The organism is Pseudomonas sp. GT1P32 (genome assembly GCF_054897805.1).
Genome location: NZ_CM142704.1, coordinates 4,218,231 through 4,236,375 on the forward strand (window position 1 = coordinate 4,218,231; position 18,145 = coordinate 4,236,375).

Annotated in this window: 18 protein-coding genes and 1 tRNA gene; 2 read left to right on the forward strand and 17 right to left on the reverse strand. The window is 60.3% G+C overall.

Annotated elements, in window-relative coordinates:
* Positions 1-50: 50 nt before the first annotated feature.
* Positions 51-1,328, reverse strand: a complete 1,278-nt coding sequence (gene gabT, locus ACYZUC_RS19275; RefSeq protein WP_008148205.1) for a 4-aminobutyrate--2-oxoglutarate transaminase — start codon at positions 1,326-1,328, stop codon at positions 51-53.
* Positions 1,329-1,510: 182 nt separating this feature from the next.
* Positions 1,511-2,953, reverse strand: coding sequence for an NADP-dependent succinate-semialdehyde dehydrogenase (gabD, locus tag ACYZUC_RS19280; protein WP_192417277.1), 1,443 nt, complete (start codon positions 2,951-2,953; stop codon positions 1,511-1,513).
* 348 nt (positions 2,954-3,301) lie between these two features.
* Here gabD and ACYZUC_RS19285 point away from each other — a divergent pair.
* A tRNA-Arg gene (locus tag ACYZUC_RS19285) sits at positions 3,302-3,378 on the forward strand.
* A gap of 86 nt (positions 3,379-3,464) precedes the next feature.
* On the opposite strand, the gene ACYZUC_RS19290 is transcribed toward ACYZUC_RS19285, so the two are convergent.
* From ACYZUC_RS19290 to ACYZUC_RS19325, 8 genes are all read right to left on the reverse strand, one after another.
* Positions 3,465-3,770, reverse strand: a complete 306-nt coding sequence (locus tag ACYZUC_RS19290) for a type II toxin-antitoxin system RelE/ParE family toxin (RefSeq protein WP_461989694.1) — start codon at positions 3,768-3,770, stop codon at positions 3,465-3,467.
* Positions 3,767-4,066, reverse strand: a complete 300-nt coding sequence (locus tag ACYZUC_RS19295) for a type II toxin-antitoxin system Phd/YefM family antitoxin (protein ID WP_461989695.1) — start codon at positions 4,064-4,066, stop codon at positions 3,767-3,769. The genes ACYZUC_RS19290 and ACYZUC_RS19295 overlap by 4 nt, the downstream gene beginning before the upstream one ends.
* A gap of 189 nt (positions 4,067-4,255) precedes the next feature.
* Positions 4,256-4,567, reverse strand: a complete 312-nt coding sequence (locus ACYZUC_RS19300; protein ID WP_461989696.1) for a DUF6124 family protein — start codon at positions 4,565-4,567, stop codon at positions 4,256-4,258.
* Between the two features lie 493 nt (positions 4,568-5,060).
* Positions 5,061-5,327 carry a hypothetical protein gene (locus ACYZUC_RS19305; RefSeq protein ID WP_008034655.1) on the reverse strand — a complete coding sequence of 89 codons (267 nt, stop codon included), beginning with the start codon at positions 5,325-5,327 and terminating at the stop codon, positions 5,061-5,063.
* Positions 5,328-5,347: 20 nt separating this feature from the next.
* Positions 5,348-5,944 (reverse strand): hypothetical protein, encoded by a 597-nt coding sequence (locus ACYZUC_RS19310; RefSeq protein WP_461989697.1) that lies wholly within the window; start codon positions 5,942-5,944, stop codon positions 5,348-5,350.
* Positions 5,941-6,507 carry an RNA polymerase sigma factor gene (locus tag ACYZUC_RS19315; protein ID WP_207285562.1) on the reverse strand — a complete coding sequence of 189 codons (567 nt, stop codon included), beginning with the start codon at positions 6,505-6,507 and terminating at the stop codon, positions 5,941-5,943. Before ACYZUC_RS19315 ends, ACYZUC_RS19310 begins: the two co-directional genes overlap by 4 nt.
* A gap of 1 nt (position 6,508) precedes the next feature.
* Positions 6,509-8,194, reverse strand: a complete 1,686-nt coding sequence (locus ACYZUC_RS19320; RefSeq protein WP_461989698.1) for a vWA domain-containing protein — start codon at positions 8,192-8,194, stop codon at positions 6,509-6,511.
* Between the two features lie 87 nt (positions 8,195-8,281).
* Positions 8,282-8,842 (reverse strand): YbhB/YbcL family Raf kinase inhibitor-like protein, encoded by a 561-nt coding sequence (locus tag ACYZUC_RS19325; RefSeq protein WP_461989700.1) that lies wholly within the window; start codon positions 8,840-8,842, stop codon positions 8,282-8,284.
* A gap of 139 nt (positions 8,843-8,981) precedes the next feature.
* Here ACYZUC_RS19325 and ACYZUC_RS19330 point away from each other — a divergent pair, with 139 nt between their 5' ends.
* Positions 8,982-10,508 carry an FAD-dependent oxidoreductase gene (locus ACYZUC_RS19330; protein WP_461989701.1) on the forward strand — a complete coding sequence of 509 codons (1,527 nt, stop codon included), beginning with the start codon at positions 8,982-8,984 and terminating at the stop codon, positions 10,506-10,508.
* A gap of 3 nt (positions 10,509-10,511) precedes the next feature.
* Here ACYZUC_RS19330 and ACYZUC_RS19335 read toward each other — a convergent pair whose 3' ends face one another.
* From ACYZUC_RS19335 to ACYZUC_RS19365, 7 genes are all read right to left on the reverse strand, one after another.
* Positions 10,512-12,017, reverse strand: coding sequence for a YdgA family protein (locus tag ACYZUC_RS19335; protein ID WP_461989703.1), 1,506 nt, complete (start codon positions 12,015-12,017; stop codon positions 10,512-10,514).
* Positions 12,018-12,325: 308 nt separating this feature from the next.
* Positions 12,326-12,961, reverse strand: coding sequence for an NADH:ubiquinone oxidoreductase subunit N (locus ACYZUC_RS19340; protein WP_461989704.1), 636 nt, complete (start codon positions 12,959-12,961; stop codon positions 12,326-12,328).
* Between the two features lie 82 nt (positions 12,962-13,043).
* Positions 13,044-14,492, reverse strand: coding sequence for an efflux transporter outer membrane subunit (locus tag ACYZUC_RS19345; RefSeq protein ID WP_461989706.1), 1,449 nt, complete (start codon positions 14,490-14,492; stop codon positions 13,044-13,046).
* Complete coding sequence (locus ACYZUC_RS19350; protein WP_461989708.1) at positions 14,489-15,376, reverse strand: efflux RND transporter periplasmic adaptor subunit; 888 nt, start codon at positions 15,374-15,376, stop codon at positions 14,489-14,491. Before ACYZUC_RS19350 ends, ACYZUC_RS19345 begins: the two co-directional genes overlap by 4 nt.
* Positions 15,373-15,582, reverse strand: a complete 210-nt coding sequence (locus ACYZUC_RS19355) for a DUF1656 domain-containing protein (protein ID WP_008034684.1) — start codon at positions 15,580-15,582, stop codon at positions 15,373-15,375. Before ACYZUC_RS19355 ends, ACYZUC_RS19350 begins: the two co-directional genes overlap by 4 nt.
* The gene (locus tag ACYZUC_RS19360; RefSeq protein WP_461989710.1) at positions 15,579-17,651 is read right to left on the reverse strand and encodes an FUSC family protein; all 2,073 of its coding nucleotides are present in this window, start codon (positions 17,649-17,651) and stop codon (positions 15,579-15,581) included. The genes ACYZUC_RS19355 and ACYZUC_RS19360 overlap by 4 nt, the downstream gene beginning before the upstream one ends.
* The gene (locus ACYZUC_RS19365; protein WP_461989712.1) at positions 17,648-18,076 is read right to left on the reverse strand and encodes a MarR family winged helix-turn-helix transcriptional regulator; all 429 of its coding nucleotides are present in this window, start codon (positions 18,074-18,076) and stop codon (positions 17,648-17,650) included. The genes ACYZUC_RS19360 and ACYZUC_RS19365 overlap by 4 nt, the downstream gene beginning before the upstream one ends.
* Positions 18,077-18,145 lie beyond the last annotated feature (69 nt).

An 18,145-nucleotide genomic window follows, 5' to 3' on the forward strand; every position in this document is an offset into this window, starting at 1 on the left:
CGAAGCGGGTTTTTTGTCGATCAGGTCACAGATCGATCAGAGGCTGGAGATTACAGCTCCGAGAAGCACTCTTCGATAATCGCCAGGCCTTTGTCCAGTTGCTCGTCCGGCGAGGTCAGCGGTACCAGGACGCGCAGAACGTTGCCGTAGGTGCCGCAGGACAGCAGGATCAGGCCTTTGTCGCGAGCCTTGGCCACAACGGCAGCGACCGCTGGAGCGTTTGGCTTGTGGCTGTCGCCATCAACGAACAGCTCGACCGCGATCATCGCGCCCAGGGCACGGACTTCGCCGATCACCGGGTATTTGGCCTGGATGGCCTTGAGGCCAGTAACCAGACGCTCACCGACTGCCTTGCAGCGGTCCAGCAGGTGCTCTTCTTCGAACACTTCCATCACGGCCAGGGCCGCGGCGCAAGCGATCGGGCTACCGGCGTAGGTGCCGCCCAGGCCGCCTGGAGCGATGGCGTCCATGTATTCGGCCTTGCCGCACACACCGGCCAGCGGGAAGCCGCCAGCGATGGATTTGGCGAAGGTGGTCAGGTCGGCAGCAACGCCCATCTGTTCCATGGCGAAGAAGGTGCCGGTACGGCCAGCGCCAGTCTGCACTTCGTCAGCGATCAGCAGGATGCCGTGCTGGTCGCACAGCGCGCGCAGACGCTTCATGAACTCTTTAGGCGCGACGTAGAAACCGCCTTCGCCCTGAACCGGCTCGATGATGATGGCAGCGATATCACGCGGCTCGGCGTCGTTCTTGAAGATGCGTTCGATGCTGGCGATCGAATCGTCGATGCTCACACCGTGCAGTTCGTTCGGGTACAGCGCGCGGAAAATACCGCCTGGCATCAGGCCCATGCCGGCCGAGTAAGGCACGACTTTACCGGTCAGGCCCAGGGTCATCATGGTGCGACCGTGGTAAGCGCCGGTGAAGGCGATCACGCCGGCACGGCCAGTGGCGGCACGGGCGATCTTGATGGAGTTTTCAACGGCTTCGGAACCGGTGGTCACCAGCAGGGTTTTCTTGTCGAAATCACCTGGCACCTTGGCGTTGATTTTTTCGCACACTTCTACGTACGGCTCGTAGGCCAGAACCTGGAAGCAGGTGTGGGTCAGCTTGTTCAGCTGCTCGGTCACGGCGGCGATGATTTTCGGGTGCACGTGGCCGGTGTTCAGCACAGCGATACCGCCGGCGAAGTCGATGAACTCGCGACCTTCAACGTCGGTCACGGTGGCGTTCTTCGCGGACTCGGCGAAGATCGGGTGAATCTGGCCAACACCGCGTGGTACAGCGGCTTCGCGGCGTTTCATCAGGGAAGCGTTAGTCTTGCTCATAAAGTCCTCATTCACCGCTCATCGGGCGGCGTGGTTCAAGGAAAATGCGGCGGGGTGCAACGGCGACAGCATGCGATGATCGACTGCCGCAGCGTTCCCGGCCACAGAGAAAATTCCGTTTGAAGCACGCAAAGGGTCAGCGCTCTCGTGCCCTTTGCGTTTGAAGCAATGCCCAGCTGGACTTAGATGCCCAGGCAGAGGTATTTGATTTCCAGGTAATCTTCGATGCCGTACTTGGAGCCTTCACGGCCCAGGCCCGACGCCTTGATGCCGCCGAACGGCGCGACTTCGTTGGAGATCAACCCGGTGTTGACGCCGACCATGCCGTATTCCAGGGCTTCAGCCACACGGAACACACGACCCAGGTCGCGAGCATAGAAGTACGAGGCCAGGCCGAACTCGGTGTCGTTGGACATCGCGATCACGTCGGCTTCGTCTTTGAAGCGGAACAGCGGCGCCAATGGACCGAAGGTTTCTTCCTTGGCCACGGCTGCGTTGTTTGGCACGTTGGTCAGGATGGTCGGCTCGAAGAAGTTGCCTTCCATGACCTTGCCACCCGCCAGAACGGTTGCGCCTTTGCTGATCGCGTCAGCAATGTGCTCTTGAACCTTGGCCACGGCTTTTTCGTCGATCAGCGGGCCAGTGGTGGTGCCAACTTCCAGACCGTTGCCGATCTTGAGTTTGGCCACAGCCACTTTCAGCTTCTCGGCGAACGCGTCGTAGACCGAATCCTGAATGTACAGACGGTTGGCGCAGACGCAGGTCTGGCCGTTGTTGCGGTATTTGGAGATGATCGCGCCTTCGACGGCCTTATCCAGGTCCGCGTCGTCGAACACGATGAACGGCGCGTTGCCGCCCAGTTCCAGGGACACTTTCTTGATGTCCTTGGCGCATTCGGCCATCAGTTGGCGACCGATTTCGGTCGAGCCAGTGAAGGACAGTTTGCGAACGATCGGGTTGCTGGTCAGCTCGCTGCCGATGTCGCCGGCGCTGCCGGAAACAACGCTGAACACGCCCGCAGGAATACCGGCACGCTGGGCCAGTTCAGCCAGAGCGAAAGCGGAAAACGGAGTTTGCGAAGCAGGCTTGAGCACCATGGTGCAACCGGCGGCCAGGGCCGGGCCGGCTTTACGGGTGATCATTGCGGCCGGGAAGTTCCACGGGGTGATTGCAGCGGTCACGCCGATAGGCTGCTTGATCACGATCAGGCGCTTGTCTGGCTGGTGGCCCGGAATCACGTCACCGTAGACGCGCTTGGCTTCTTCGGCGAACCACTCGATAAAGGAAGCAGCGTAAACGATTTCGCCCTTGGCTTCGGCCAATGGCTTGCCCTGCTCCAGGGTCATCAGACGAGCCAGGTCGTCCTGGTTCTCGATGATCAGCTCGAACCAGCGACGCAGCTTGTTGGCGCGGTCCTTGGCGGTCAGTGCACGCCAGGCCGGCAGCGCTTTGTCAGCAGCTTCGATCGCACGGCGGGTTTCGGCAGCGCCCATTTTCGGCACGGTGCCCAGAATTTCGCCCGTTGCCGGGTTGTTGACCTTGATCGTCTGACCATTGTCCGCATCAACCCAAGCGCCATCGATGAAGGCTTGCTGGCGGAACAACTGGGTGTCTTTAAGCTGCATGTCGGCTTTCCTTAACAGCACCGCGGCACGCGCGGAGCAAATTATGATTGTAGAAAGGCGCCTCAAAGGCTGCCGTCAGGGAAATCATTCACCGGGCTGAAGCACATAAATAGCGCACGGAATGAACTCGTGCGGTTCAGCACCCAGACAAGAGCGTTTGAAATCTCAAACGAATCCTAGGATCAAAGGGGGTAAAGGACAATAGGCTGTTCGAAAAAAAGAACGAAAACGCCGCATTTGCTCAATTTTTCTGATCAACGTAGCAAACGCAGGTTACGCTTTGAAAAAGCGCAGTCGATTCAGCAGCATGGACGCCCGCAGTGCATATGAGTATCATGGCGCCCGCTTGCACCAGTAGCTCAGCTGGATAGAGTACTGCCCTCCGAAGGCAGGGGTCGTGGGTTCGAATCCCGCCTGGTGCACCATATAGTAGAAACGAAAAAGCCTCAGGCCTTAGGGTCTGGGGCTTTTTTGTGGGTGATGGGGACGCGTGGCACGACGGTCACTCTCATTAATCCTGAGCAGATGTATCGAACTGGCGGCCTATGTCCCTGGCACTGTGCAGTACCCGCTCGATCAGAATGACGTTTTGAGCCCGCGAATAAAATATCAGATACAAACCGTGGCTAATTCTGCGCAAACCCTTCGCGTATTCCTCCTGAGAAACGCCCATCTCTGGCTGATCAACGAGTCGCTCACATAGGGTTCGAATTTCACCAACAAAAGACCTTGCCCTGACTGGGCTGTCCTTAGCGATAAAGCGGGCAATTTGCTGCAGATCCTCACGCGCCATAGCGGCGAATTCGAGTTGCCTCATCTACGATGTTGCTCGGCTGAGACGTTATCAATAATAGCGTCTAGCTCTGCAAAAACAGTGTCTGCGTCAATGTGCGGGCGCGGATCGTTTCTACTGGCAGTGATTGCCTCACGAATCTCTGCAGCCTGCAATCGATCAAGAAGTCGTTGATAAGCCACTTGCGGTAGAAGATAGGCGGCTGGGCGATTGTGGTTCAACACCGCCACAGGCTCTGATCCCGCCTGCTCAATCACAGTGCTTGGACTGCGCTTGAGTTCTGTGATGCTGACTGAGCGGCTAGCGAGTAGTTGCTCCACGAGTAGGCTCCAAGGTACCTAAATAGGTACCTGATAGTGCTCGATTTGATAGCCGACGGTCAACGCGTTCTGACCAATAGCCGCTAGGGCGAAAACGCCGAGTTGAGAGGAAATGCCGAATCAACTGGACAACGCAGGCATTCAGACTGCCCGCGTCATCGTTAACGTCCATCGCGAGCAGGCTCGCTCCTACAGGTCGGTTTGGTTTTGCTGCCGGGCGAAAATCGCGGCCATCTCTGGCTCATCCAGGTGATCCAGCGCTCGTTCGACCAACAAATGCACGCCATCGGCCATGCGGCTGAGTGCCAGGGCTTTGGAGCGGCGTGAACCGTCCACACCGTCGGCGAGGTCGGCGGCGATGGCGCTGATCGACAGCAGGTCTTCCGAGGCGTTGGCGAGCAGGGTTTCGGTATTGATGTTGGGGCTGACGGTGAAGAGCGAGCCTTTGCGTTCAGGTTGCTCTGGTTTGGATGCTGGTGGATCGGGGACTATTTTGGACATTTGACTAACTCCAGAAGTGGAGCCGTTCACACGTCGCTGCTAAACGATGGGTGGCGGCTGTGCGCGGGTTAGCAGACCGGGGAGTTAGCAAACCGGCGCGCCCGAGGGCGCCCCACGCACAGCCACCATAACGTGCAGGTTAATAACCTGACTGAAGAGGATGCTATGCACTTCACTAACCACGGCGGGCTGCTAAACCCGATCACTGAAAACCAGTGACGCGAGTCAAATTACAGACCGGTCCCAAAGCGCACAAGCCGGCGGATTCTGGCGTAGCCGTAGGTAATGGCGCAAGAATTTGTAGCTTGCAGGAAGTAAACCAAAGCCCTTTTAAACAAGCCTAAAATCACTGGGCTGTGGGGCTTTTTCTGTAGGAGCGAGTCGGCTCGCGATGGGCGTTAATGATGACGCAAGCAGTCTGAATGCCCGCGTTGTCTGGGAGAACATCGCGAGCAGGCTCGCTCCTACAGGGAGATCATTTCACCAGAGAAAATCACTCAGTCGTCCAGTCAAACTCGTCGTAATCATCGTCTTCGTCGTCCTCAAACTCTTCTTCATCAAGGACGTCCTCCTCCAGAGCCTCTTCTGCCTGCTTGGCCAGAAGAAACTCCTTACGACTCTCGGTCACTGCTCGCCGCAGTTCCTCGCCCTTGACCGGGCAGTTGAGCATTTGGGCGATGCGGTCGATTTTTTTTGCCACGGCATCCTCCAACGCATCGGCTATAGGCCGATAGTGCGCGCTTTCGGGGGTTGATGCCAAATCGCAGAGCTCCTGTGTCCTCAGTTTTTCTTCAATTCCTTAAGCCGGGCCGCGAGATTTTCCTTGGGAAAGCGTTTGTGCAATGTCGCTATCAAGTCATCCGCCTCGCGTGCCTGACCGGCGTTCTGCAGGCGAACCACTTCAAGCAATTGCTCATCCAGGGTTTTCACCTTGGCAGCTACGCGTTTGCTGACTTTCGCTTCATCGGCCATTTCAGCGTTGATCGATTCGCTCTGCGCAGGGGCGGCAAAATCGGCCATCGGCGCGGCTGGGGCAGCCAGCGAGCGCGCAACTGACGACGGGGCTTGCGCAGCCTCTTTTTTGGCAACAGGGGCAGATGCTTTGGGGGCGAAATCGTAACTCGGCGCTTGTTCCGGCGTGCGTTGCACCAGCGCCAACATCAGCGCGACACCGACAAGGCTGGCAAATGCGACCTGCCAACGAGGCTTCTGGCAAGCCTGAACCCAGCGCTGCCACAGATTTGGTTTCGGCGCAGGCGCTTCACGGTGTGCGGCGGCCAGAATGAAGGCATCAAGATGGCTCGGTGGTTCGCTGGTCGAATGCTCGCGGAAATGCTGAAGCATTTCATCGTCTGATGTTTTACGGGCGTCAGTCATGTCAGTACCTCCTCGGCCAGCAGCCGACGCAGTTTTTGCTGGGCATAGCGCAAGCGGCTCTTGACGGTTTCCAGCGGTGTTTCGGTGAGGGTGGCGATCTGCGGCAGGTCGAGATCGCCGTGGGCGCGCAGCAGGAACACTTCGCGCTGGTCGGTGGGCAAGGTTTGCAGGGCGGATTCGAGGCGCTGGTTATCTCGGCTCAGGCTCAGCAGTTGTTCGGGATCGGCGGCGTCATCGACCAGGGCGTGGGTTTGTTCGTCATAGCTGTCGTGCAAGGGGTTGTGGATTCCGTGTTTGCGCCAGTGATCGATCAGGCGATTGCGGGCGATCTGGTAAAGCCATGTACGAAAATTCGCCCGACCTTGTGGCTGACTGGTGCTGCGGATCAGGCTCAGCCAAGTTTCCTGGTAGACCTCTTCGGCGAGTTCGGATTTGCCGCTGAGGCCTAGCAGGAACCGATAAAGACCTTGCCGGTGACGGGCGTATAGAATCTCGAACGCCGGCCCGTCGCCTTTTCGGTAACGGGCCAGCAGTGATTCGTCGCTCGGTTCAAGAGCAGACATGTCAGTTGTAGCCTCCTTTAACCGGTTCGCTGTTGGATGCGGTGGTGGTTCGCAGGCTCTGCGCCAGCTCCACCAATTGCACGAACTCAGAACGCAGACCGAACGGATCATCACCCCGCGCACCGCGAGCCAACGCCTGCGTGTCCTTCAGGCTGAAATCACCCGTATAACGCCCATCCTTGAGCTGTTGGGAAAACGCCGCCACGGCCGCCGCAAATCTAAGGTCGTCACTGGCCTTGCCTTCCGAACCATCGGCAATCGGCCGTTCGATCAAGCGACTTTTCCCACCTTCCGGCAGCTGATAACGCACACGCAGCATCGCCAATTCTCCAGACTTTGCCGAGGTGGCTGACTCAGCATTGCCATACCGCAACGGCTCCAACCAGCCTTTCTCACCCTTCGGCACAATTTCGTACAACGCCGTGACCGTATGCCCTGCACCGACTTCACCGGCATCGACCTTGTCGTTGCTGAAATCCTCACGCTTCAACGCGCGATTCTCATAGCCCAACAACCGATACTCGCTGACCTGCGCCGGGTTGAACTCCACTTGCAGTTTCACGTTCTTCGCCACCACCGCGAGGGTCGAACCGAGCTGATCCACCAGCACTTTGCGCGCCTCGCGCAGGTTGTCGATGTACGCATAGTTGCCATCGCCGGCATCGGCCAGTTGTTCCATCAGGTGTTCATTGTAGTTATCCACACCAAAACCCAGGGTGGTCAGGGAAACGCCGGTCTTGCGCTTATCCACAGCCATTTGCTTGAGGCTGTCGAAGTCGCTGATGCCGACGTTGAAGTCGCCGTCGGTGGCCAGCAGGATGCGGTTGATGCCTTTGGGGATAAACGCTTGCTGCGCCATTTGATAGGCCAGCTCGATGCCCGACGCCCCGGCGGTGGAGCCGCCCGCCGTCAATTGATCGATGGCTGTGCGAATTTTCGCTTTTTCCCGTCCGGAAGTTGGCTCCAGCACCACGCGCGAATCGCCGGCGTAGACCACCAGCGACACCCGGTCCTGCGCGCGCAATTGATCGACCAGCAATTTCAGCGTGCTTTTGACCAGCGGCAGCCCCTCGCGACGGTCCATCGAGCCGGACACGTCCACCAGAAACACCAGGTTCGCCGGGGCCAGTTCAGCCACCGCACGGTCCGATGCCTTGATGCCGATGCGCAGCAAGCGGGTGTGCGGGTTCCACGGCGACGGCGCCAGTTCAGTGGTCACGCCAAACGGCGAGCCATCGGTGGGCAACGCGTAGTCGTAGGGGAAGTAATTGACCATCTCCTCCAGGCGCACCGCACCTTCGGGTGGCAGGCGACCTTGATTGAGCAGGCGGCGGACATTGGCATAAGCGCCGGTGTCGACGTCGGCGCTGAAGGTCGAGACCGGCGCCTCGGCGACGCTGTGAATCGGGTTATCCGCCAGCGCCTGATACTGCTCGCGCTGCTCATCCTGATAACCCGGCGGCGCAGATTCAGGCGCAAAACTCGCCATCGGTGCCGGACTCACGCTGCGTTTGGCCAAGGTCGCATCGGCCATGATCGCTTCACTGCGCACCAGCTCAGGTTGTGCAGGAGACACAACTGAAGGGGATTCAGGCTTGGACGAAACACCGCAACCGGCAACGGCCAGCAGCAACCCGGCGGCGAAACCCTGGGCGGCCGGGCGGAGGAAATGCAGAGGGAGGGACATGGGGGCTGACCTCAGGAGGAAATTGATCCATTCATCCTCTGAGACGGGCAGCCCCGCCGGTTCGGGTTAAACCCGCTGAAAAAAACTTCAGCGGTGATAACGCCGCACCACACTGCTGTTTTTCAGCACATGGCCTTTGATTTTTTCCAGCAGTTGCGCGCGGGTCAGGCCGGCCGGTAAGGCGTCCGGGGCGAGGTCCAGGGCGTAGAGCTGGATGATGTAGTGGTGGGAGCTGTCGCCGACCGGTGGGCAAGGACCGATGTAGCCGATGGTACCTTTGCTGTTGCTGCCGCCCACGCCTTCAAACGCAGACTTGGCGCCAACACCGGCCGGAATCTGGCGGGTCGCGGGTTTGATGCCGTAGTGAATCCAGTGGTCGGAACCCAAGCCTTTCTGACCGTCCGGGTCGTGCATGACGATGGCGTAGCTTTGGGTGCCCGCAGGGCCAGCGGTCCAGCTCAGGGCCGGGGACTGGTTCTTGCCGCCGCAGCCGGCCGCATCGCTGGCCGCCGCCGAGGTGAACAGGCGGTTGTCGGTGACACCGGGAATGCTGACGGTGAAGCGTTCTGCGGCCTGAGCCGGAAACTGCACGCAAAGGGCGACGGCAACGGCCGCCAGCCAAGGGTTCAGAGAGGTCAATCGGGTCATACCGGAGCACCTTGTGCGGGTGGGGCCGTGGTCGGCGTGCAAACTATAGCCGGACCGTTCGCGCGGTGGCAGTGGGAATTGGCTGAACCTCAGGATAAGCGCCAAACTCTTAAGTGAAACGCTTGCCTGGAGAACGATCATGGCACTGCACCGCGTCGCCCGTTTTGCCGATGTGTCCGAGAACCGAGGCCTGGAAGTCCGGATTGGCGACACCAAGATCGTCTTGCTGCGGGTCGGCGCCCAATTGCGCGCCTATCAGGGTGAATGCCCGCACGCCGGGGCGCCTCTGGCCGAAGGTGCGCTGTGTCACGGGCGCCTGATTTGCCCGTGGCACAAGGCCGCTTACCGGATCGAGGACGGCGCGCTATGTGAACCGCCGTCGCTGGACAGCCTCAAGCGCTATCCCCTGGAGGTGCGCGACGACGAAGTCTGGGTCGACGATCAGCCGCTGGACGATGCTCACACCCCGCCGGCCGATGACGAACGTACGTTTGTGATCATCGGGGCCGGCGCCGCAGGCACGGCCGGTGCGGCGGCGCTGCGCGAAAAGGGTTTCGGCGGCCGTGTGCTGCTGATCGACCGCGAGCCTGACGCCGGTTACGACCGTACGGTGTTGAGCAAATTCGTGATCGCCGGGGAAATGCCGCCGGAAGAAGTCCCGCCACTGCGCGATGAAAACTTCTATCGCGAGCAACGCATCGATCGCATCAACGGTGAAGTGGCGAGCCTGGATGCACAAAACCGGACGGTGCAGCTCAAGGACGGCCAGACATTGACCTATGACGCCGCGCTGATCGCCACGGGCGGCACACCGAACGCTCTCGGCATTCCCGGCGCCGACCTGCCGCAGGTGTTCTTGCTGCGCTCGAAAGACCAGGCCCAAAGGATTCTGAACGCCGCCAAACCCGGCCAGCGGGCAGTGATCATCGGCGACAGTTTTATCGCGATGGAGTCTGCTGCGGCGCTACGCGAATACGGCCTGGACGTCACCGTCCTGGCCCGCCACCCGGTGCCCTTCGCCAAACAGTTCGGCGAAACAGTCGGCAAGGCGATTCTTGCCCACCATGTGGCCCACGGCGTGGTGTTTCATACGGAGGGCGAAGCCGCGCAGATCGAAGGCACGAACAAGGTCGAAGCGGTGCGCCTGGATAACGGTCAGCGCTTTCCGGCTGATCTGGTGTTGGTTGGCATTGGCGTCAGCCCGGCCACCGGGCCGTTCAAGGATTTGCCAACGGAAAAGGATCAGTCACTGAAGGTCGACGGCGGGATGCGCGTGACCGAAGGGCTTTGGGCGGCTGGCGATATCGCGACCTTCCCGCTCAACGGCCAACCGCAACGAATCGAGCATTGGCGCCTGGCGCAACAACAGGCGCGGATCGCAGCGATGAACATGCTGGGCGGTGATGAGCATTACCTGGATGTGCCGTACTTCTGGACCTGGCACTTCGGCAAGAACTACGACTACCTCGGTCACGCCGAAGCCTGGGACGAGGTCGAGTTCAAGGGTGATCCGTACCATCCACCCTTTATCGGCCTGTTCGGCAAGAATGGTGTGGTGACTGCCGCCATCGCCTGCGATGAAGAGCGGGCGATGGCAATGCTGGCCGAGCAGATGAAGCAGCCGCTGCCGGTTGACGAGGCATGGCGGCTGATTCGGGACGTCTAGGCGTTACTGAACAACGCCCGCACCACCGAGTTTGCTCATCACAAAGCCGATAAACTCTTCGAGGGTCATTTTCTGGCCGTTGAACTCCACCTGGTTGTTGGCGTAGTGCAGTTTGCTGACGATGTTAGTGCCGTCCAGCGTGGCGAACTGCGTACCGACCGCCATGGCGCCGAACATGTCGGCGGTGGCCGTGGCTTGATCGGCAACGACCTTGGCGTCGGCCTGGCCGTCGATCTGGCTCTGGACGCTGAGCAAATCAACCAGCATCGGTTTGGACACCTGGATATTGACGTCCAGCAGGGCAATCAACTGTTTGATCAGTTGATCCGGCGTCAGGTCCAAAGATTGTGGCTTAGTCAGGTCGAGCACCAGGTTGGCGCGACTTTCACCGTTGGTGGTGGTGAACGACAGGTTTTCCAGAGCCACTTGCGGGCCGGCTGCCAGCAGTTTCTCCAGACCGGTTTTCACCTGAGCCTCTTCTTCCGGGGTCAGGACCAGTTCGGGGGCAGGTTCGCCAGCTGCAACCGCTTCGGCGGCGGCCTTCTCGTACGGTTGCAGTTTGGTCTGGTAGATCTGCATCAACGACATCGTGGATGGAATGTCGAGGTTCTTCAGGCTCATGGCCATCTGTGCGGAGCCGACCGTATTGCCGTTCAGGGACACTTCACCGATCTTGTAATCGGCACGCCCGGAAGCGCTGGTGCCCGACTCTTCGGTCTGGTTCTTCATTTCAAATTTCTTGATGCCCAACACTGACTGTTGCGCGCCGAAGGTGGTTTTGCTGTCGGTGAGCTCGACGGTGTTCTCGCCGGTGTAAAAGCCGTAGGTACTTTTGACGAGATTGCTGGCCAGGGTCAGGCCGCTCAATTCGACTTTCACCGGTGTCTGGTCTTCAGCCACGGTGGTCAGTGTGAAGTTGTCCATGTAGCCGTTGGCTTTGACTTTCTGCGCCTGGGCGTTGGCGGCGACCTCGAGGTTCAGGCCGGAAAATTTCAGGTGGGACTTGTCGTCCAGCGCGACATCCAGCGGCAGCAGTTCGAGGGTGCCGTTGGTGGCGTTGTCATAGCCGATGTTGACCACGCCGGTGAGCGGCGATTTGTCCTTGGCAGCGGCGAACCACTTCTCGGTGACCGGGGTCTTTTCCAGTTCGTAGTGACTGGTGGCCATGACCGGCAACAACTTCAGCGACATCAGGCGCGAGAGCGGCAGCGGACCGTGTTCGATGCGGTCGGTGAAAAGCAGTTCGACCGGTGCCTCGCCGAACATCTCGCCCTGGCCCTTGAGGCGGTAGTGCGCGGTGCTGCTGAATACGTGACGCTCAAGAGATACCAGTTCCAGCGACGCGGTGCCGTTGGAGCCGACCAGCGCGGCTTGCAGCTCTTTGTTGGCGTCGGTGATCGAGGTGTTCAGCACCCCTTCGAGTTTGGTGCCGGTGAACCAGGCACCGCCGGCGCTGACTGCACCGATGGCCACGACGATTCCAAGAAGCACGCCTGCTGATTTATTCATGAATGACCCGTTCAATGTCCGTTGCTTGAGTGTGGTCGTCTTCCCTGAACCCATTTCGGGTTGCGGTCACGACTGCGCGAAAAGTGCGAAGGAGATTAGCATCAGGCGTACCGGGCGGCCCAATGTTTAAAGGTTAAAGAGTGTCTATGGACCGTGCGTAGGGTTTGAGGGTTTCGGCGGATATGAAAACGCCTTCGCGGGCAAGCCTCGCTCCTACAAGTTTTGCGTCGTTCACACATATCGTGCTCGACGAAAAACTTGTAGGAGCGAGGCTTGCCCGCGAAGGCGTCAGAACTGACAAAACTGATTCAGGAATACTGCACTTCCATCTCATCCAGCTGATGATCAAAGCTTTTCAGCCGCGCCGTCCACGTATAAACCAGCACTTCAAAATCCCGATTGATCACCGCCCCGCCCGTCACGTCCGCGCGCGGGTCGCAGAAATCCAGCTGATAGCGTTCGCGTGCCATGGCAGCGGCAACGTCGGAGAGTTCACGGGCATTATTCAACCAGTGCCAGTCGTCCTCGGACACTTGTTTGTCGAGGGCCAGGCATTGCTTCTTCAAGGTTTCGAGGCTTTTTTCCAGCGGTGTGCCGGTGAGTTCGCCCATGACTTCCTGGAACGTGCGCCCCGGCTGCCAGTAACTGCCCCAGAAGTAACGATCGAACACCGTTTCGACCCGGCGCAAAGCGACCTTGGTGTCCCAGATCAGCACCAGTGTCTTGCCTTGTTCGAGTTGTCTTTTTTTGATGCGCTGACCCTGGAACGAAGCCCAGGCCACCACCACGATCGCCATCACCGCGATCAGCGCCGAAGCACTGTCGAGGAACACCAGCGCCTTGTCGATCTGGTGGGCCAGCATGATGCCGTAGAAATAGGTGGCCGACAGCAATACTAACGCCGCAATAGCGCACCAGAAGCCGGGAGCATAAGGGTTTTTCATTGTTGGAATCCCCATGACCAACGCGAGCCTTGATTGATGAGTTCGACACGCGACCTCATCAAGTCAAAGCATAGCAACGGCCTCAGGGTTTGCTGGTATTCGAGCCTTGCGTTCGTCCGCTTTCCCAGCCGCCACCCAGCGCCAGGAACAGATCGATCTGGCTCAACGCAACCTGAGTGTTGGCGGCGGCCAGTTGTGCCGTGACGTCGGTGTAGGTGCGGGTCGCTTGCAGGTCGGCCAGGAACGACTCGCGGCCGGCCTGGAAGAAACGGTGCGTCTGGTCGGCGGCCAGCTTCGCCGATTGTTCGGCGTCCGCTAGGGCTTCTCGACGCTGCAGCAACGCCGAGTACTGCGCCAGGCTGGTCTGGGTTTCACGTATGGCGTTGAGCACCACGCCATCAAAGTGCGCCAGCGTCGCCTGGGTCACGGCTTCAGCTTCGCGGATTCGCGCCCGGGCCCCGTTGGTCGGCACGCTCCAGCTCAGCGACGGGCCGAAGCCCCAACGATTGGTGGAAGGCTCGCCGAGGTTTTCCAGAATGCCGACGGTGCCGATGGTCGCGCCGATGCGGATGTCCGGGTACAGCTCACCGGTGGCGACGCCGATACCGGCCGTCGCAGCGGCCAGCCGACGTTCAGCCTGGCGGATATCGGGGCGACGCTTGAGCAGTGAGGCGCCATCGCCCACCGGCACCAATTGCGCGATTTTCGGCAGCTGCGCGCAACTGGCGGTGCCGGCCGGCAATTGATCGACCGGTTTGGCCAGCAGCATCGACAGACGGAACAGCCCGGCCTGACGCGCAGCCTCATAACGCGGCATCTCGGCGCGCAGGGACTTGAATTGGGTTTGCGAACGGGTGACCTGGGTTTCATCACCTCGACCGGCGTCGCGCAGGCGCTGGATCAGTGTGGTGCTCTGCGACTGCAGGTCGAGGGAGTGCTGGGCAATTTCCCGCTCTTCATTAGCCGCACACACCTGGGTGTAGGCCCGCACCACATCGGCCACCAACGTGATACGTGCGGTATCGGCGGCGGCCTGGGTCGCATCGGCATTGGCCTTGGCGGCTTCGATGCCGCGCTTGAGCGTGCCGAACAGATCGAACTGGTATGAAGCGCTGATGCCGATATCACCGATGTTGGCCACCGGCACTTTCTCAGGCAACAGGAACGCTTCGCCGGACTCCTGCAAACGCTCGGCGCCCATTTTTATGCCACCGCTCCAGCCACCGGCGGCCTCGGCTTCATCGACCTGCGCGCGAGCCCGCAGCAGGCTGGCTGCCGCCACACGCAGATCGGTGTTGGACGCCAACGCTTGCTGGACCAGTTGATTAAGCCGAGGGTCCTGATACAGGCGCCACCAATCGGCCGGCACTGGTGCCGAAACCACCGGTTTGCCGTCCACGGCCAGTTCGCCCTGAAAGTCATCGCGGTGAACAGCCGCCTCTTCCGGCAGTTGATAATCCGGCCCGACCGTCTGGCACGCCGACAGCAGCAAACTCAATCCGGCAATCGCCAAACCCGAGGCCCTGCTCATTTGGCCGGCTCCTGCTGCTGGTCGTCGATGATCGACACCGTCGCGGTGCGCCCGGCAATCATGCGGAAATCCGCCGGCACGTCATCGAAGGCGATCCGCACCGGAATCCGCTGCGCCAGCCGCACCCAGCTGAACGCCGGGTTGACGTTAGGCAGCAAGTTGCTGCCGCTGCTGCGGTCACGGTCTTCGATGCCGGCGACGATGCTTTCCACATGCCCGCGCAAGCGCGCGCGGTCGCCGATCACGCGAATGTCGACGCTCTGGCCAACGTGGATGCCGTCCAGTTTGGTTTCTTCGAAATAGCCGTCGATGTGAAAGGAATTGCTGTCCACCACCGACAACACCGGACGCCCGGCGGTGACGAATTCCTGCGCACGCGGCGCACGGTCGTTGACGTAGCCGTCGACCGGGCTGCGGATGGTCGAGCGGTCGAGGTTGAGCTGGGCGCTGTCCACCGCCACTTGCGCTTCCATCAGCGCCACTTCGGCGCGGGCGACTCGTGATTGGCTCTCTTCCAGTTGTTCGCCCGGCACCAGATTGCCGAGGCCACGGTTACGCTTGGCTTCGCGTTGCGCTTGCGCCAGGGTTTCCTGACGGTCGGCGACCGCTGCTTTGGCTTGGCGCAGGGCGAGTTTGAAACGGTCCTGATCGATGCTGAACAGCACCTGGCCGCGTTTCACCAACTGGTTGTCGCGCACGTCCACTTGCTGAATCAGCCCGGACACATCCGGGGCGATCTGCACGATGTCGGCGCGAATGTGCCCGTCGCGGGTCCACGGCGCGAACATGTAGTACATCACCATGCGCCAGACCACGACAATGGCGAAGGTCACGATCAGCAGCGTCAGAACCACGCGACCGAGGGTCAGAAAAGGTTTTTTCATGTCATCAGGTATCGACTGAGTGAGTCCACGGCGCCGAGCAGCAAGGCGTAGAGAGCCACGTTGAACAATGCCCGGTGCCAGACCAGACGGTAAAAGTGCAGGCGCGTCAGCAACCCGTGCACCAGCAGGTAAATCACATAGGTAATGCCCATCAGCACCAGCAGCGTGGGCAGGAACACCCCGCTGATATCCAGATCACCGATCATAAAGGCGCTCCATCGATGCCATGGGGAAGCGGTTCTTCGAGGTCACCAGTGCCGAGGAATTCCACACCGGGCAGCAAGGCCAGACGCAAGCCGCTCAAGGCGTGCAGCAGATGCAGGCGGGCGCCGTCATCGCATTCGCGGTTCAGGGCGCGGCGTGCGCGGTCCATGGTCATCAACAACGCGCCGGGCGCCGGCAAACGTTCGCCAGCCTTGAGGCAGGCTTTGAAATACTCGCCGACCTCGGCCACCACTTGGTGCAGCAATGTCTGCGGTACGCCGAACACACGCGGCGTGTAGGCCAGCAAGTCGAGCAAGTTCAGCGCCACGCGCACTTCGCGCAGCGCGATGCCGGTGTCCTGGCCGGTCATGGCCAGACGCGGCAAATGCTGCATCAAGCGGTCGAGCACCTGCACACCCAAGCGGCGATGCTCGGCCAGGGAGGCCGGCTCGGTGAGGCTGACGATGTCGTGCCAGCTGAAACGGGTCAGGCGCTTGGCCGCCAGTTCTGCGCCGAACGGCCGGGCGATCAGGGTCCAGACAAACGCAAACAGCAAACCGACCGGGCCGGCCAGGTTGGAATTGGCGAAGCTGAGGAAATCCGCGTCGTAAGCGCCCTGAATACTGATGAAAGACGAGGTGTTGACCAGTGTCAGCAGCATGCCCAGGTAAAACTGCGGCTTGACCGTGAGGGTGCCGATGCAAATGAACGGCACGGCGAACGCCAGCACCAGCATCGGGAAATCATGCAGGTTAGGCAGCACCAGGAACAGGTAAAGACTGGCGAACAACACCGACATCGCGGTCCAGAAAAAGAACCGGTAAATCTGCGGCGCCGGGTCGTCCATCGACGCGAAGAAGCTGCACGCCACCGCCGCCAGAATCACCGCGCTGCCGCCGTCGGTCCAGCCGAGCAAAATCCACAACACCGAGGCGACAATGATCGCGGTGACCGTGGACGCCGCCGAATAAAACATCAGCCCACGGTCGAGAAACGGCGACAGGCGACCGAGGCGCCAATGCCGGTACACCGCTCGCCAACTGTCCTGGCTTTCGCACTGAATGGCGTATTGCAGGCTGCGGCAGTCCTGCCACAAATCGATCCATTCGCCGAGACGGTACAGCGCGTTGGAGAACAGCAATTGCTTGCGATCATCCAGCGCTTCGGCATTGGGTTGCAGCGCTTCGAGTTGATCTTTCAGCGCTTGCCAGCGAGCGAGGTCGGCATCCTTGTGGTTGAGCCATTCGGTGGTGGCGGCCAGCAACGGCGCGAACTTATCCACAAGCTCCGGCGTGCGCCGCTCAAGGGCGTAAAGCGCGTCATCGAGCGCGTCGATCACCGGCAGCAGATGAATCATTCGGCCGCGCAGTTCCTTGGTATTGCGCACGGTTTGCGGGCGCGCGCCTTCGTGCGGTAACTGGCCGATCATCAATTCCAGGGTGTTGAAGGTCGCGACCATCGACGAGCGCAGCGCGCTGACTTCGTCCGGCTGCACGTTGCGGCTGAGGAATCGCAGGCTGTAGGTCGAGGCATCGGCAAACCATTTGTTCACCGAATCGTTGAACACCGGCGCCAGCCGCCGGGGCCAGAACATCGCGCCGACCACCGCCGCGACGGCGATGCCGAGAAAGATCTCTTCAGTCCGCGCTTCAGCGACATCCCACACCGCCAACGGGTTATCCACCACCGGCAAGGCGATCAGCGGCAAGGTGTAACCGGCAAGCATCAACGCGTAGCTGTTGGCGGTACGCAGGTGCAGCGACAGGAACAGCAGAATCCCGGTCCACAGCGCGATAACGACCACCAGCACATAGGGGCTCTGAACAAACATCGGCACGAAAAAAACTGCCGCCGCCGCACCAAGAAACGTACCGACCGCGCGGTACAACGCCTTGGAGCTGGTGGGGCCGACAAACGGACTGGAAACGATGTAGACCGTGGCCATCGCCCAATACGGACGCGGCATCTGCATGAGCATGGCGATGTACAGCGCGATCATCGACGCCGCGAAAGTGCGCACGCCGTAGAACCAGTCCCGCGCCGGGGGAACGCCGGTAAAAAATCCGCTCAAGGGTTCACCACCGACGGAGCATTGGCCGCCTCAAACGCTTTCAATACCCGCAACGCTGCCTCCAGATCACTCGGGGCGATGCCTTGCAGCACTTCATTACGCAAGCGCACCAACTCGATTTCGACGGCCTGCACCAACTCGCGGCCGGTGTCGGTCAGGCTCAGGCATTTGGCGCGGCGGTCATGGGCATCTTCGGTGCGACGAACGTAACCGGCATGACACAACTGATCGAGCAGCCGCACCAGCGAAGGGCTCTCCATCCCGGCCGCTTGCGCCACCGTCACCTGCCGCACACCCTCGCCCAACCGCCCGATCATCAACAACGGAACGGCGCAGGCTTCGGAGATTCCATAGTTGACCAGCGTGGTCTGGCAGATCTTCCGCCAATGCCGGGCGGCCACCACCATGGAGCTGCTGATGTTCATCTGGAGAGCGTCGAGTTTTTTTGGCACGAGCGGAAAGACACACTGTTAGTTTGCTAACTATCAATATGT